Annotated in this window: 10 protein-coding genes; 9 read left to right on the forward strand and 1 reads right to left on the reverse strand. The window is 39.4% G+C overall.

Going from position 1 to position 13,474, the window contains the following annotated elements; translation table 11 throughout:
- The first annotated feature begins 1 nt into the window (after position 1).
- From IEY48_RS03010 to IEY48_RS03045, 8 genes are all read left to right on the forward strand, one after another.
- On the forward strand, positions 2-1,540 hold the full coding sequence (locus IEY48_RS03010; protein ID WP_188917104.1) for a site-specific integrase: 1,539 nt from the start codon (positions 2-4) through the stop codon (positions 1,538-1,540).
- The gene (locus IEY48_RS03015; RefSeq protein ID WP_188917106.1) at positions 1,533-3,623 is read left to right on the forward strand and encodes a hypothetical protein; all 2,091 of its coding nucleotides are present in this window, start codon (positions 1,533-1,535) and stop codon (positions 3,621-3,623) included. The genes IEY48_RS03010 and IEY48_RS03015 overlap by 8 nt, the downstream gene beginning before the upstream one ends.
- Positions 3,616-4,032: a hypothetical protein gene (locus tag IEY48_RS03020; RefSeq protein WP_188917108.1), complete on the forward strand. Its 417-nt coding sequence runs from the start codon at positions 3,616-3,618 to the stop codon at positions 4,030-4,032. The genes IEY48_RS03015 and IEY48_RS03020 overlap by 8 nt, the downstream gene beginning before the upstream one ends.
- Positions 4,029-4,457 carry a VPA1267 family protein gene (locus IEY48_RS03025; protein ID WP_188917110.1) on the forward strand — a complete coding sequence of 143 codons (429 nt, stop codon included), beginning with the start codon at positions 4,029-4,031 and terminating at the stop codon, positions 4,455-4,457. Before IEY48_RS03020 ends, IEY48_RS03025 begins: the two co-directional genes overlap by 4 nt.
- The gene (locus tag IEY48_RS03030) at positions 4,454-6,712 is read left to right on the forward strand and encodes an AAA family ATPase (protein WP_188917112.1); all 2,259 of its coding nucleotides are present in this window, start codon (positions 4,454-4,456) and stop codon (positions 6,710-6,712) included. The genes IEY48_RS03025 and IEY48_RS03030 overlap by 4 nt, the downstream gene beginning before the upstream one ends.
- Before the next feature lie 98 nt (positions 6,713-6,810).
- Positions 6,811-7,500 (forward strand): DarT1-associated NADAR antitoxin family protein, encoded by a 690-nt coding sequence (locus tag IEY48_RS03035; protein ID WP_188917114.1) that lies wholly within the window; start codon positions 6,811-6,813, stop codon positions 7,498-7,500.
- A 5-nt stretch (positions 7,501-7,505) separates the two neighbouring features.
- A complete protein-coding gene (locus IEY48_RS03040; RefSeq protein ID WP_188917116.1) occupies positions 7,506-8,417 on the forward strand; it encodes a DarT ssDNA thymidine ADP-ribosyltransferase family protein in 912 nt (303 codons plus the stop codon).
- Positions 8,418-8,431: 14 nt separating this feature from the next.
- A complete protein-coding gene (locus IEY48_RS03045; RefSeq protein ID WP_188917117.1) occupies positions 8,432-10,237 on the forward strand; it encodes a hypothetical protein in 1,806 nt (601 codons plus the stop codon).
- Between the two features lie 270 nt (positions 10,238-10,507).
- Here IEY48_RS03045 and hmpA read toward each other — a convergent pair whose 3' ends face one another.
- The gene (gene hmpA / locus IEY48_RS03050; protein ID WP_188917119.1) at positions 10,508-11,689 is read right to left on the reverse strand and encodes an NO-inducible flavohemoprotein; all 1,182 of its coding nucleotides are present in this window, start codon (positions 11,687-11,689) and stop codon (positions 10,508-10,510) included.
- A 186-nt stretch (positions 11,690-11,875) separates the two neighbouring features.
- Here hmpA and norR point away from each other — a divergent pair, with 186 nt between their 5' ends.
- Positions 11,876-13,456, forward strand: coding sequence for a nitric oxide reductase transcriptional regulator NorR (gene norR / locus IEY48_RS03055; RefSeq protein WP_188917121.1), 1,581 nt, complete (start codon positions 11,876-11,878; stop codon positions 13,454-13,456).
- Positions 13,457-13,474 lie beyond the last annotated feature (18 nt).

The following is a 13,474-nucleotide window of genomic DNA, read 5'->3' on the forward strand; positions in this document are numbered from 1 at the left end:
TATGCAATTAAAGAAGAATAAGGCTCTAGTCAGCCAGCACACAACGAAAAGCGGTTATCCGTTTTATTTTTCGGATATTGAGTGGAGGCTAGATGGTTCAACAGTAATTAATTTCCAGCGTTTAACTGCTCTTGAACCAGAAACGGAAGATGGTTTTAGAAAAGCTTTGTGCCGCTACGCTGAAGAACTCTCGGCTATGCATACTTTCAATATGTTTAATCGCTTCAATGCTTACATGAAGGCTACAAAAGAAGGCAAGCTAACATTACAAGGGTTAACAAATTATCGAGCGTCATTTGATTCAGATAGCGAGTATAGGTTAGGAGCACTCAAGGGATTCTTGTTAGCTTGGCATGAGTGGGGATTCAATGGGATCAGTAAGGAAATTGCAGATTATTTAGAAGAGTTAACTTTAAAAGGAAACCCAAAAGGTAATGCCGTAAAAGGTGCTTGCCCATATTCTGGCCCACTAACGCATAATGAGCTTGGAGCGTTAATCGACTGGGCATCAAATGCCTTTACTCAGGGAACTCTTAATTTAAAAGAATATAGCTGTTTTATGGCGTTGGTTTTAACTGGCCGTAGATATGTTCAGGTTCGCTCATTACGTTCAGTTGATTTAATTGTTAGGGAGGATTCAAGCGGTAACGACTATGTTATCAATTGTCCTAGAGCTAAACAGCGTGGTGTAGGCTTTAGGGAGCAATTTACACCGCTGCCAATTAATGAAGACTTGTATCTTCTACTTCACAATCAACGCAACCAGTCAATTCAGTATGTTGAATCTAGCTTAGGAGAAAAGCTTCCTGATTCTATGCGTGAGCAGATCCCAATTTTTGTTGAGGAAACAAGAGTTAATCGGTTATCAAGTATAGAGGAGTTAGAAACAAGACTTTCACAAACGCCAGACTACTTACATATGGCTGCTGATTCAGCATATGAGTTATTGCGAGGAGTAGCGATTAAAAACACAGCCTGCTCTGAAAGAACAGGTGATTACATTAACTTCACTGCTTCACGTTTTAGATATACCAAAGGAACAAATCTAGCTCGAAGAGGGATTAGTGGTGTTGCATTAGCTGCTGCACTGGATCATACCGATACGCAAAATATTGGTGTGTACACAGAAAATACTGAAGAAACAGCAAAGCAAATTGATGAAGTAATGGCTCCTATGCTTGCGCCATTAGCTCAAGCTTTTTCAGGGAAATTAATAGCATCAGAACGTGATGCTGTTAGAGCAAATGACCCGAACAGTCGAGTGAAAAATGGCAAGTCTGAAAATGTTGGTAGCTGCGGAACTTATGCTTTTTGTGCTTCTGGATATAGGGCTTGTTATACATGTTCAAGTTTTGAGCCTTGGATTGAAGCACCTCACGAAGAAGTTCTCAATGAGATCTTAGCTGAAAGAGAGAAGCAAAAAGAGTTAGGCATATCCAACAATGTTATTCAGTCTACAGATCGGCTTTTACTTGCAGTTCAACAAGTTATTGTAATGTGTAAGCAAGAGCTGTCAAAAGAGGAGTGTGTAAATGGCTGATATTATTCACTTTCAACCTAAGCATGAGATAAGCGCTAAGCAAAATCTAGACAGTTTTATTGAGCACTGTAAGAACACATTAACACTCTATGATGATCAAGGCGGTTGGCAAAGCAACAACTGGCAACACAAGCAAAAAAATCGGTCAATAGCGATGACTTTTTCCAAGTACAGAGCAAAGTCAAACCCAGCGAATTTTGACCCTTTGGATGAACCTTTCTTGTCTTTTGCAAAAGCTTATATCCGCTATAACCAGAGTATCAAAGCGGTATCCAGTGTAACAAATAAAATGGTTGCATTGCGTATGTTACATGATGCTCTAGTAGCCGTGCATGGTATTGCAAATGTACTGAAAACTGATGGACTGGTAATTGGTGAATTAGAGACTATCACTAAACAAAGAGTTGCCAATAAAGATCGAAGAAATAAGATTGGCTATCAGATTGAGATCTTATTGGAGTTCATTCGAAGCAAGCGAATTGTGCCTGCACTTCAATCGTGGGAGAACCCTTGGCCTAAGGTGGGGGCAAAAGCCGAAAGAACAGATGAAGACTCTCGTAAATGGCAAGATACTCGTTGCCCAAGTATGCACCAGATGCTTGCTTTGGCTGACTGTTTTGCTAATGCAGAAACTTTAGAAGATAAATACTGGTCAAGCGTTATTACTTTATTGATGTTTGCACCTGGAAGAGCTGGGGAACTATCAGAGCTAACCGTTGACTGCTTGCACCGAGGTGAAAATGGGGCGCTTGGTGTGAGGTGGTATGCTGAAAAAGGTTTTGGACATACGATCAAATGGGTTCCAGAAGCTTTAGAGCAAACGGTCATTGAAGCACATAGCAGACTTATGGAAATTGGTAAGCCTGCAAGGGAGGCTGCTAAGTACGCTTATGAGCACCCTAATGTGTTTATGCGCCATGCAGGTTGCTGCACGCCAGACGACTTTGCAGAAAACAAACCGCTAAATGCCTATCAATTTGCACATGCGATGAGCTTTACAGACCAGTCTATAACAAGCATGAAAGCTAAAACGAGTCAGTTTAGCAGCGTAACAGCATGGAATATGATTGGTGGTAAAAATACAAAGTGGGTTCAAAAATTAATTGCCTCAGGTGAGCCTACTTATGAAGATTTAGCAAGCTTTGTTGCTTCAGAATATCAAACTCACGACTGGCCTAATCTACCTTCTATTCAACGCCCAGTATGGGAGTCTTTAGTATTAATAAGAGATCGTGAGTTCCACAATGACTTTGACGTTAGAGAATTCTCATGGCGCTTACCAAGCGTTAATGAACTTAATGCTCAATTAGCAATTCGAGACAAGTTAAAAAATCCACCTAAAACATTATTCCAACGTATGGGCTATAAAGATGAAGACGGCTCTGATATTCGCTTAACTTCACATCAGATCAGAGTTTGGTTATCAACAAATGCTGAGCGTGGTGGTATGGATGCATGGCAGCTTGCTAGGTGGGCTGGACGTGCTCGAATTAATGATAACAGACACTATGATCTGCGCACACAGGACGAACGTGAGCAGCAAGCTAGAAGCATTATTGAGTTTAATGAAAGACCGACCGCCTTAGAAGCGATTAAGCTGAACTTGCCTGTTAGCTACAAAGATTTAGGGGTTAACCGAATTGGCATTGCTGATGTAACCGAGTACGGCATGTGTGTTCATGATTACGCAATGTCTCCTTGTACTAAAGGTGGAGAGTGTATGACATGTAAAGAGCATGTCTGCATAAAAGGTATGCCTGATACTCTTGAGCGTATTATTCGGCTAGAAAAGCAGGTTGAGTCCCAATTTGATAAAGCCAATGAAGATAACGCCGATGGTGTCTTTGGTGCGGATAGATGGGTGTCACACTTGGGATGGAAACTGGCTCATATTCGCACACAACGTCAGCGGCTCGAATCAGAAGATACGCCAGAAGGTGCCATATTGTGGATTCCACCAGAACATGACCCAAGCCCTGTAAAAAGAGCACTTGAACAAAACGATTTAGATATCAGTGCTAGTAATCAAGATCTTGTTGAAGAATCTGAAGTTGCAATGTTACTAGGGATCGAAAATGCCTAAAAAAATCATTACTGTAAAAACACTTCCATTAGCCTTACATGAACTCGATAAATGGACAGGGAAGCTAACCTGGAATAGTTTTTCCGAGCGCCTTGCAAAGGTGCTCGGGGAAGAGAATATTAGCAGGCATACTTTACTTTCTTATCCTGTATTGGTTGAAGCTTTTAATGAAAGAAAACAAAGTCTTAAAGATTCGAGCAAAGATGAAAAAAAGGACATTACACTTGAGTTTGCTAAACAGCAAATAGCTATTCTTGAGGCAAAAGTAGAAAGACTGGAAAAGCAAAATGAAAAATTGCTAGAGCAGTTTGTTCGTTGGCAACATAACGCATATATGATGCCCAATGTTGATATGAAACTATTAAACAGGCAACTTGATAAGCCTTTACCTGAGGTTGACAGACGATGACCAAAGGAAAGAACGGACAGCAGATTGCTCAAGAAAATATCAAACTGGTTCAGACTTGGATTGATGAGCGCAATGCAGCAAGAGACTGGCATGAGTATGAATACAGCGGCAAAATTAATCGTAGAGTGTTAGCTGACGAGTTGGGATTTGCAAAATCTGTATGTACGCAGAATAAGGCAGTGCGAGAACTAATTGAAGAAGCTGACAGCTATTGGTTTCGCAAGATTGATGAAGATAAAAAGTCTCATGAGGCTGCACGAGAAAGAGCTGAAAAACAATCAGGCATGGTGGCAGTAAGCAACAATGCACTGTCACAACGAATTGCAGAATTAGAAGCGGAAAACAGACAGCTACAACGAGAATTGACCAAATTTAAAAAGCAGCAAATGTTGGTTCAATCTGGTGCAGCAGGATTCAAGTTATGAGTGAAGTTGTCCATCTTCGTCAAATCATTCAAGTGAAGAAGCTGAGAGCAAATTCATACGCGACAGTTGATCTTGTCAACGCAGATGGTTCGCTCAAAAAACGAGATCGAACAACCGTAGTTAAATTTCCCGAGCACGCCCAAGATACAGCTACAACAGGCAGTGTATGGGAAGTCTCAGGTAAAGAGCGACTTAATCATTTCATCATTAATGACTTCCCATTAAGCGAGTACACCATTGATGCAGATAACATCAAGTTTCTGAGACCTTCAGGCAGGATTTTATCTCGTTGGATCTGCAACAACATCAAAGGTATCGGTAGTGTTATAGCTAACCGTCTTGTTAGACATAAAAAATTAGCCAAACTTATTGAAACACAAAATACAGAAGCTCTGCTAAACATAGCAGGCATGACCGTGAATCGTGTTAAAGACTTACTTGAAAGTTGGCCTAGTGAAGCACTTTTTAACACAATTAACTGGCTTGAAGAGCAGAATTTGCCATTGGGCTTTGGTGAAAAGCTGGTTGCGATATTTGGCGAAGAAGCAATTGGTAAAATTAAAGAACATCCATTTATCTTAGTGGCTATGGGGGCTTCTTTTGAACAAGTATCACAACTGGCTTTTAGGCTTGGCTTTACCTTAGAAGATGAAGTCGTTGTTGCTGGCATCGCTCAATATGTGGCAATTAATCATGCCAATAAGACTGGCTCGACGGTGATATCAACTGATGAGCTAATCAGTGAATACGCTAAGCTTATGAAATCTGACACTCCTAAAAATATTGGTGAAATAGCCTGTCAGCAAGGTTTGTTGGTGCAAGTTACAGGAGGTTATCAAGTTTATGGTAAAGCCTTGATGGAAGCCGCTGTAGCTCAGTTTATTGTTGATGCACACCAAAGACCCGCAGGTGAAGGTTGTTTATTGGCTGGCTGGGAATGTGATTTATCAAAAGAATTGGTTGAGACTGCTTTAACGGACTATGAAAGTACACTGAATTTTAATTTAACTGCCGATCAGCGTGATGCTGTTGTAGGTGCTGTACTTGCTCCTGTATGCGGCATTTCAGGTGGTGCAGGAACAGGCAAAACAACGATACTAAAAGCTGTATTAGGTGTATATGACCGAGTAGCGCAAGGAATACAGTGTTATCAAGTGGCTCTAGCAGGCCGTGCAGCACAGCGTATGGCGGAAAGCACCCAAAGGCCAGCCCAAACCATTGCAAAGTTAATTGGTGAGCATCTAGGCGACAACAAACCTGACTTACCTGAGCAAATACTGTTAGTCATAGATGAATCGTCAATGGTGGATCTTCTGTCTATGTATCGGCTAGTAGGCATATTGCCAGATGCAGCTAGAGTTATTTTTGTTGGTGATACCGCTCAATTGCCACCTGTAGGTAATGGCTTGGTATTCCAGGCCTTAACTGATACTCAGATACCATTTTTTAATTTAACGCAGGTTAAACGACAAAATGAAGAAAGCGGAATACACAAGTTTTCGACATTAGTTAGAAATGGGCAGCTTGATATTCCAGAGGTCACTAAAAATACACTAAATGAAAGCGGTGATTGCTCTATAGAAACAAAACCAACTGTCGAAAGGCTTATCAAGCTTTGGCAAGAGTCTGGCGGAATTGATCAAAGCATTGTTTTATCACCCATAAGAAAAGGTGAATTTGGTGTAGATAACTTAAATCTAGAGCTGCAAGCATCAGTAGGTAATGACAGGCAAGCTATTTACTTTCAAGACTCACTAAGAGGTTGGATTCCCTGGATTACATCAACTGGTTCACGGTTATTGAAAGGTGATCCAGTATTAATCACCGCCAACAATTATGATGAAGACGCAGATCTTAGAAATGGTGATTTAGGGCTTATTGTTGAAGTGTTTGAACAACCTGATGAGGATGGTGCTGTGGCAGTTATTGAAGTAAACAACACCTTAATTAACGTTACTGCTGAGCTATTGGAAAAGTTGCACCTTGGATATGCAATTACTATCCACAAATCACAAGGCTCTCAATGGCCTATTTGCTTTGTCATGTTACCCAATGAAGCGGAAAAAATGATAGACCAAACATTGCTATACACCGCATCAACTCGTCCAAGTGAAAGGCTTGTGATTATGGGCGATGAAAGTGCAATTGAAAAGGCGATTAAGGTGGGTTCAAGGGCACTAAAAAGAGCAACCTTTCTTGAAGAAAGAGTCTGTTTTGCCAGTGAAACTAGTGAATTTCAGTATATTGTAACTTGATTGTATTAATTTCAATTTTCCAGCAGGAGATCAAATAACATTTGCTTAGAAAGTGATATAGTTGCTGAATTCTTAGTTGTTAGAAAGGAATCAATCATATGGCTCAAAGACCTGTTTTTGTATCGAGTGATACATACCCTTTCGTTGATGAGAAAATAATTGATTTTGAGTGGCATAAAGGATTAGCCGTTACTCAGAAGAAAAAATCAATAAAATCTTTGCATACAGCAGCGCTTGAGCAATTTAACGATCTGACTCTCTTAGAGATTTCCACTAAAAGTGATAACCCTCTGGGAGTTCAATTAAGTGCTTTTAATTTAATGGTTCAGCTAAAAAATAAAAAAGAAGTACCGTTGGAAAATATTTTTCATGCTGCAAAAGTCTTTAAGAATGGAGGCCCGTTTAAAGACTTGTTTTTTATGCCTTCAAGAGAGGCAAAGTCTGACATTCGCTTAAAAGAAAGTGGTGAATTAACAGGCTTTTTTAGCAATGGTAAAACATGGCCTTTAATACCCAAGACAATATTTTACGATTGGCTATACCTTAATACCATTAAACTAACTCCGTCTTTATCTGCTGATATTATTAATTTTAATGCATTTACAGATATCGAATTTAACCCTAAGAAAAGTTTTAATTGTCAGGCAAGATCTGCCGCTCTTTATGTCTCTCTAGTTAAAATGGGAAAGTTAGAGGATTGTTTGTCTAGCCCAGATAGTTTTATATCGTTGTTAGGCAAGGTTTCAAGAGAACATATAGAACCAGCACAAGCAAATTTATTTGGTTAATAACTATGGATCGTAATTTTGTAAAAATTTTTAATGTTATAAATTTAATGTTGTCCGATAAGAATGCAGCACTTGAATTTGTAATTAATGAACTATCATTTGCGACTAAAAGCTCTTTAGTTGTGCGAAACTTTGCTAAGTCAAGTGGGATAACTGTAGTAGATGAACCTCCACTACTTGATTTGGATAGTCCCAATATAGTGTTTTCCAATCTTCTTGTACCATTAGGTGCTTTCCAGTCAACAATTGAATTAAGATTACAGCTTATCGAAGAAGTTATGAAATATCACGGATTGGGAAAATATGGAAATCAAGACATCAGAGAGCGAATTCGTGATATTTGCCTAGAGCGAGATATAACTGAGCTGATTCATTTTACCAAAGTCCAAAATGTTAGAAGCATTTTAGACATTGGGCTTAATAGTAAAGATTATAATGGTGAGATTGCTAAAAAACATAAAGTCAATGATTCAGGGCGATTTGACTACAGAACTCATATGATTTCACTATCAGTCTCTTATCCAAATGATAAAATGTTTTACAAATATCGACAGATAGATACTAGTCAGAAATGGGCCGTTTTAAGTATATCACCTAGTGTATTATGGGAGCTGGAATGTCTATTTTGTCCTACCAATGCGGCCAATGCCTCAATATCTTCGGCTAGTGATGAATCTTTGTATGGCTTTGAGGCACTTGAAAGGTTGTTTTTTCAACAAACTAATAAATCTAGGTTGTGTTACCCGTATGACTCACAGGCTGAAGTTTTGGTTAACAGTCATATACCTAGCCATTACATTCAATCGATCATAGTAGATCAGGAGACAGATGAATTGGCAGGTTTATCACTAAAACCAATTATTAATCCTTTTTACTATCAAAATAGAGAATACGCATTAAATAATAAAGTTTTATAACGTAAGGGATTTATATGTCATTTTTTAATTTATTTTCAAAGAAGAAAGATAACAAAAAGAGCATTAGCAACAGTAATGAGATCGAAGGTGAAAAACTATTTCGTCAAGGGATTCAATACTCTCAACTTGGTAATCAACAAGAAGCCATTAAATTTTTCACAAGATCAATAGAAGTCAGCCCAAACCACTCTGCTGTTTATATAAATAGGGGAGCGTGTTTTATGATTCAAGAAAGATATCTTGAATCATTTGACGATTTTTCCTATGCAATAGAAATGGAAAAGAATGGTTTATCAATAGATGCAGAGGCTTGCACTCCTGCTGCAATTCAAAATATTCAACGTATCCAACCGTTCATAGCATTTGAGCAAAAAACTGGTGATGCAGTGAGGGCACAATTAACATCAGATGGCGTAGAGCATTTTACAAAGAGGTGGTCTGAAGTTTTATTTGACCAATTTTTAGGTAACGATGTTCGTATAGCTCAACAGTTTATATATGAAGAGATTAAAGAACTTGAAGAAATGGGGGGCACTCATCAAGAATATGCTCTGAATTGTGGTGTGGATTACAAGAAGTTTTCAAATGTAGCTATTGAACAGGATACAGGAAAAGCATTCATAATGTTCAAGAGTGTTTTATGTTGTTTTAGTAGAACACCTGAAGTAATGTTTCAGATTAGAACTAAAGTTCTTGAACAACTCCTTAATCTCATCAGTCAAGGTACGCAAACTGAGTCAGAGCGAATTTCAAATTTAATAAACTGGGCAAAGAAACATGGCTTGCCAGAAAGAGAATTGGTAGAAGGGATGTTTGGCGAACAACGATATGAAGGTTTCCCTTCAGATGTTGATTCCATAACTTACTTAAAGGAGTTTAACCGTTTCGTTAAAGGCAGTATTTATGATTGTAATGGCTCTTTAGAAGTTAACCTTAATCATAAAAATATCAAAAAATTACCATCTGAATTTTTTGATCTTGTTGGTATTCATGTCTTGTATCTACATACAAACAGTTTGATTGAATTGCCAGCCGAAATTGGAAATTTATCTAATTTATACAAATTAGATTTAGGGAAGAATAAGTTAAAGTGTATTCCTAGAACTTTATGTAATCTTAATCACTTAGAATATTTAAATTTACATGGTAATGACTTAGCTAAGTTGCCAGATGAAATAGTAAACTTAGAAAACCTTACGCAAATAAACCTATCAGGCAATCCAGAACTGGTGCTCACAGCCAAACAAAAAGAGTGGCTAAGTTACTTTGATGAAGATGATATTTGGATTGATTCAGATCTATTGAACCGAAGTAACAGTGAACACATCAACTTAAATAGTTTGGGTAGAATGCATTTGACTGATGCTGAAGTGGACATCATGTTTATTGTAAAAAATGATGATGTTCTATATGTAAATAATCAGGCCGACTCGCTCTACGAAGTTGATAAAGATGGTGATCTAAAGCTAGATGGTAGAGTTGTTAATTTTATTTTTAGAGATGGGCACGAAGCAATTCAAGTATTTGTAGCTTTTGATGATCAAGATTCTTATTCAATGTTTACTATGAATATGGGAAGAGACGATAGGCTCAATTATGTTGCTCAAGCTATTTTTCAGTTCATAGGTGAAAATAACATAGATAATTTATTCTCATTAGAAGGTCGTTATTCCAGTCAATACCACTATGCTTTCAAATTATACAAGAAAGGCGATAAACACTTTATGGTGAACAATAGTCAATCTCAAGCCTATTTGATCTCAGATGATACATTTAAGTCAGAAGATGTAGATGCTATAAAGTCCGAGTTCTGGAACTAATGGTTTTACTTACTTTTGTTGATTTAAGTCGATCTTAATGGCTTAAAATCATTTAAATCTACAAATAACAGTCAAAATGTATAATTAAATTTATTGGGTGCCTTTTTAGGTATTAATTTTAAAGGGTTTAGTTCTCACTCACTCACCCATCTTCTGGTTTATGTGTTTATTACCTTTTTAATTTACAGCTTAGCACAACGAATTAACAAAAAGCCCTGGCATTATTGTCAGGGCTTTTTTAATCTAATAAGAGTTCAAAATCTTTTATTGTTAAGCGGTTAATGATTCTGCTGGGCCGAAGAACTCGAAATGGATCTGGCTTGCTGGTACACCTAGGCTGGTGGCGATAGCTAAAGCGGCTTTCATAAAGCCAATAGGGCCGAGGACATATAGTTCTATGTCGCGATCTGCTGGCAATTGCGCTTCGATGAATGAAGCATCAATAAAGCCTGTTGCATGTGGTTGGCAGTGCGCTTGTGGCTGGCTGTAAATGTATAGCGGTTTGATATTGCTGTTGGCTTTGGCAAGTGTATCTACATGCTGTTTAAAGGCATGTACGTCGCTGTTAATCGCGGCATGAATAAAGCGAATGTCACGGCCAGACCCTGCAGCGGTATTGAGCATGCTGATGGCGGGTGTAATACCGACGCCGCCAGTGAGTAGCACTAATGGTTTTGCATTTTTACGTAAGGTAAAGTCACCACTTGGTGCGCGTAACTTTACTTTGTCACCGAGCTGAATATTATTGTGTAAATGGTTTGATACCACACCATTAGGCTCTCGTTTTACGCTAATTCTCAGGTAGTCTTTGCCTGCGGCATCTGACAAGCTGTAGTTACGACGCACAGCTACGCCATCGATATCGTCAAATAGGATGGTTAAAAATTGTCCCGCTTCAAAATCGGGTAAGCCTTGGTTATCAAAAGGCTGAAAGTAAAATGAGGTGATAACCGAGCTTTCATCTTCACGCTTAACTAAAATGAATTCACGTTCGCCGCGCCAGCCACCCTCTTTTTGTTCATTTGCTGTGTAAACCGATTCTTCTGCGGCAATTAAAATATTAGCCAATTGGCCATAAGCTTTAGCCCAGGCATCAATCACTTCATCTGTTGCCGCGTCACCTAAAACGGCTTTAATGGCTTGCAGTAAACAACTGCCCACCGCGTCGTATTGCTCAGGTAAAATGCCTAATGCAGTGTGTTTTTGAACAATTTTACTTACGGCGTCACTTAAATTACCCAGCTCATCAATATTAGCGCCATAGGCAATCACTGCGTTCGCTAACGCTTTAGGTTGAGTGCCTTTGCCTTGGTTAGTTTGATTAAAATAAGGTAACACTTCAGGGTGTTGGCTAAACAATAAAGGGTAAAAATGACTGGTAATGTCATTCGCATAAATTTGTAATGCCGGTACGGTGGCTTTAATAATTTGAACAGTTGCAGTGTCTAACATTGATGAGTCCTTTTAGGCATAAAATTGCGATAAACTTCAATTGTTTATCTGCGATACTGTCTGTATTACACATAACGTGCCAATATTTATCTAATTGATTTATAAGTAATAATATAGCTAAGGGTTAAATTGACCTAGATCAATAAACATGTCAAATTAACCTAAATTAGGTTAATTCGACTCACTATGAATATTTCCCCTTTCATTGATATTGTAGAAGACTTAAATCGCGATCTGACTAAATCGGAACGTTATTTACGACTTATTCAAGCGATTCAACGTGCCATTCCTTGTGACGCAGTGGCGTTATTAAAGCTCAAACACGATTACTTGATGCCTGTTGCGGTGGTTGGTCTTAAACAAGAAGCGTTGGCACGGCAGTTTTCTATTCATCATCATCCGCGATTGCAGCAAATACTTGCCAGCCCACACATAACTCGTTTTGATGCCGACTCAAGCCTAGCCGATCCTTATGATGGTTTGGTGGACGACGGCAGTGAGCAATTGCACGTACATGACTGTATGGGCTGCACTATTTATGTTGATGGCAAAGTGTGGGGTGTGCTCACCCTAGATGCGATGCAAGCTGGCAGTTTTGATGCCCTCAATCCTACCGAAACCCGAGCATATATTGCAGGGGTGGCAGCAGCGATTAAAACCAGCGAGCACATTGAAGCACTTGAGGCCAAAATTGAACAAAGCCATCAGGTAGCTCAAGTAACCTTAGGCCCCTCAACCATTATTGGTAAAAGTGCAGCTATTAACGCCTTACAAGCCGAAATAAATACGGTTGCTAATAGTGATTTGTCGGTGTTGATTACCGGTGAGACCGGCGTGGGCAAAGAGTTAGTGGCTAAAAGTATTCATCAGCAATCACGGCGTAATCTACAACCCTTGGTGCAAATCAATTGCGCAGCATTACCTGAAAGTATTGTAGAAAGCGAACTGTTTGGTCATGTTAAAGGGGCATTTTCTGGTGCGGTGAGTGATCGCCGTGGCCGTTTTGAATTAGCCGATGGCGGCACGTTATTTTTAGATGAAGTGGGCGAGTTGCCATTAGCGGTACAAGCTAAGCTATTGCGTGCCCTACAAAATGGCGAAATTCAACGCGTTGGTAGCGACAAGATTATTGTGGTCGATGTGAGAATCATTGCCGCGACAAATCGCCATTTACAGCAAGAAGTGAAAGAAGGGCGTTTTAGGGCGGATTTGTATCACCGCTTGAGTGTTTATCCTTTGCCTGTGCCGCCATTACGCGAGCGCGGTAAAGACGTTATTTTACTGGCGGGGTATTTCTTAGAAAAAAGTCAGCATCAATTGGGCGTCGCCAAACTGAGGTTACAGCAAACGGCGATTGAACAACTTATGCAATATGATTGGCCGGGCAATGTGCGTGAGTTAGAGCATCTTTTAAGTCGGGCTGCATTAAGGGCAATAAGCGAACAAGGCCGTCTTGCCAGTATTATTAGCATTGGCTGTGTTCATCTTGGGATTGAATTTGCTGTTAATCAGCCAGAAGTGGCTACAGAGTTAGCTCCAGCAACTCAAGTTGATAGCCCGGCAGAGGTTGAGCTAGCACAAGTTTGTCGCTATGGCTTACGCGACTCTACCGATCAATATCAACGTCAGGTTATTTGTGCAGTATTAGCGAAAGAACGCGGTAATTTGGCCGCTGTCGCACGAACGTTAAAACTTGACCGAAGTAATCTTATTCGCACCATGCGCCGCCTGGATATCGATCCAAACGGCAGTGTGCTTGTTAGTTAACTTATTGATGGGAAACGG

Origin of the sequence: Shewanella saliphila, from assembly GCF_014648295.1 — a bacterium.
Lineage (GTDB): Bacteria > Pseudomonadota > Gammaproteobacteria > Enterobacterales > Shewanellaceae > Shewanella > Shewanella saliphila.

Bases quoted from the DNA above. Each gene is read 5' to 3' on its own strand.
- IEY48_RS03010 (WP_188917104.1), top strand. From the start codon at position 2: ATGCAATTAAAGAAGAATAAGGCTCTAGTCAGCCAGCACACAACGAAA.
- IEY48_RS03015 (WP_188917106.1), top strand. From the start codon at position 1,533: ATGGCTGATATTATTCACTTTCAACCTAAGCATGAGATAAGCGCTAAG.
- IEY48_RS03020 (WP_188917108.1), top strand. From the start codon at position 3,616: ATGCCTAAAAAAATCATTACTGTAAAAACACTTCCATTAGCCTTACAT.
- IEY48_RS03025 (WP_188917110.1), top strand. From the start codon at position 4,029: ATGACCAAAGGAAAGAACGGACAGCAGATTGCTCAAGAAAATATCAAA.
- IEY48_RS03030 (WP_188917112.1), top strand. From the start codon at position 4,454: ATGAGTGAAGTTGTCCATCTTCGTCAAATCATTCAAGTGAAGAAGCTG.
- IEY48_RS03035 (WP_188917114.1), top strand. From the start codon at position 6,811: ATGGCTCAAAGACCTGTTTTTGTATCGAGTGATACATACCCTTTCGTT.
- IEY48_RS03040 (WP_188917116.1), top strand. From the start codon at position 7,506: ATGGATCGTAATTTTGTAAAAATTTTTAATGTTATAAATTTAATGTTG.
- IEY48_RS03045 (WP_188917117.1), top strand. From the start codon at position 8,432: ATGTCATTTTTTAATTTATTTTCAAAGAAGAAAGATAACAAAAAGAGC.
- hmpA (WP_188917119.1), bottom strand. From the start codon at position 11,689: ATGTTAGACACTGCAACTGTTCAAATTATTAAAGCCACCGTACCGGCA.
- norR (WP_188917121.1), top strand. From the start codon at position 11,876: ATGAATATTTCCCCTTTCATTGATATTGTAGAAGACTTAAATCGCGAT.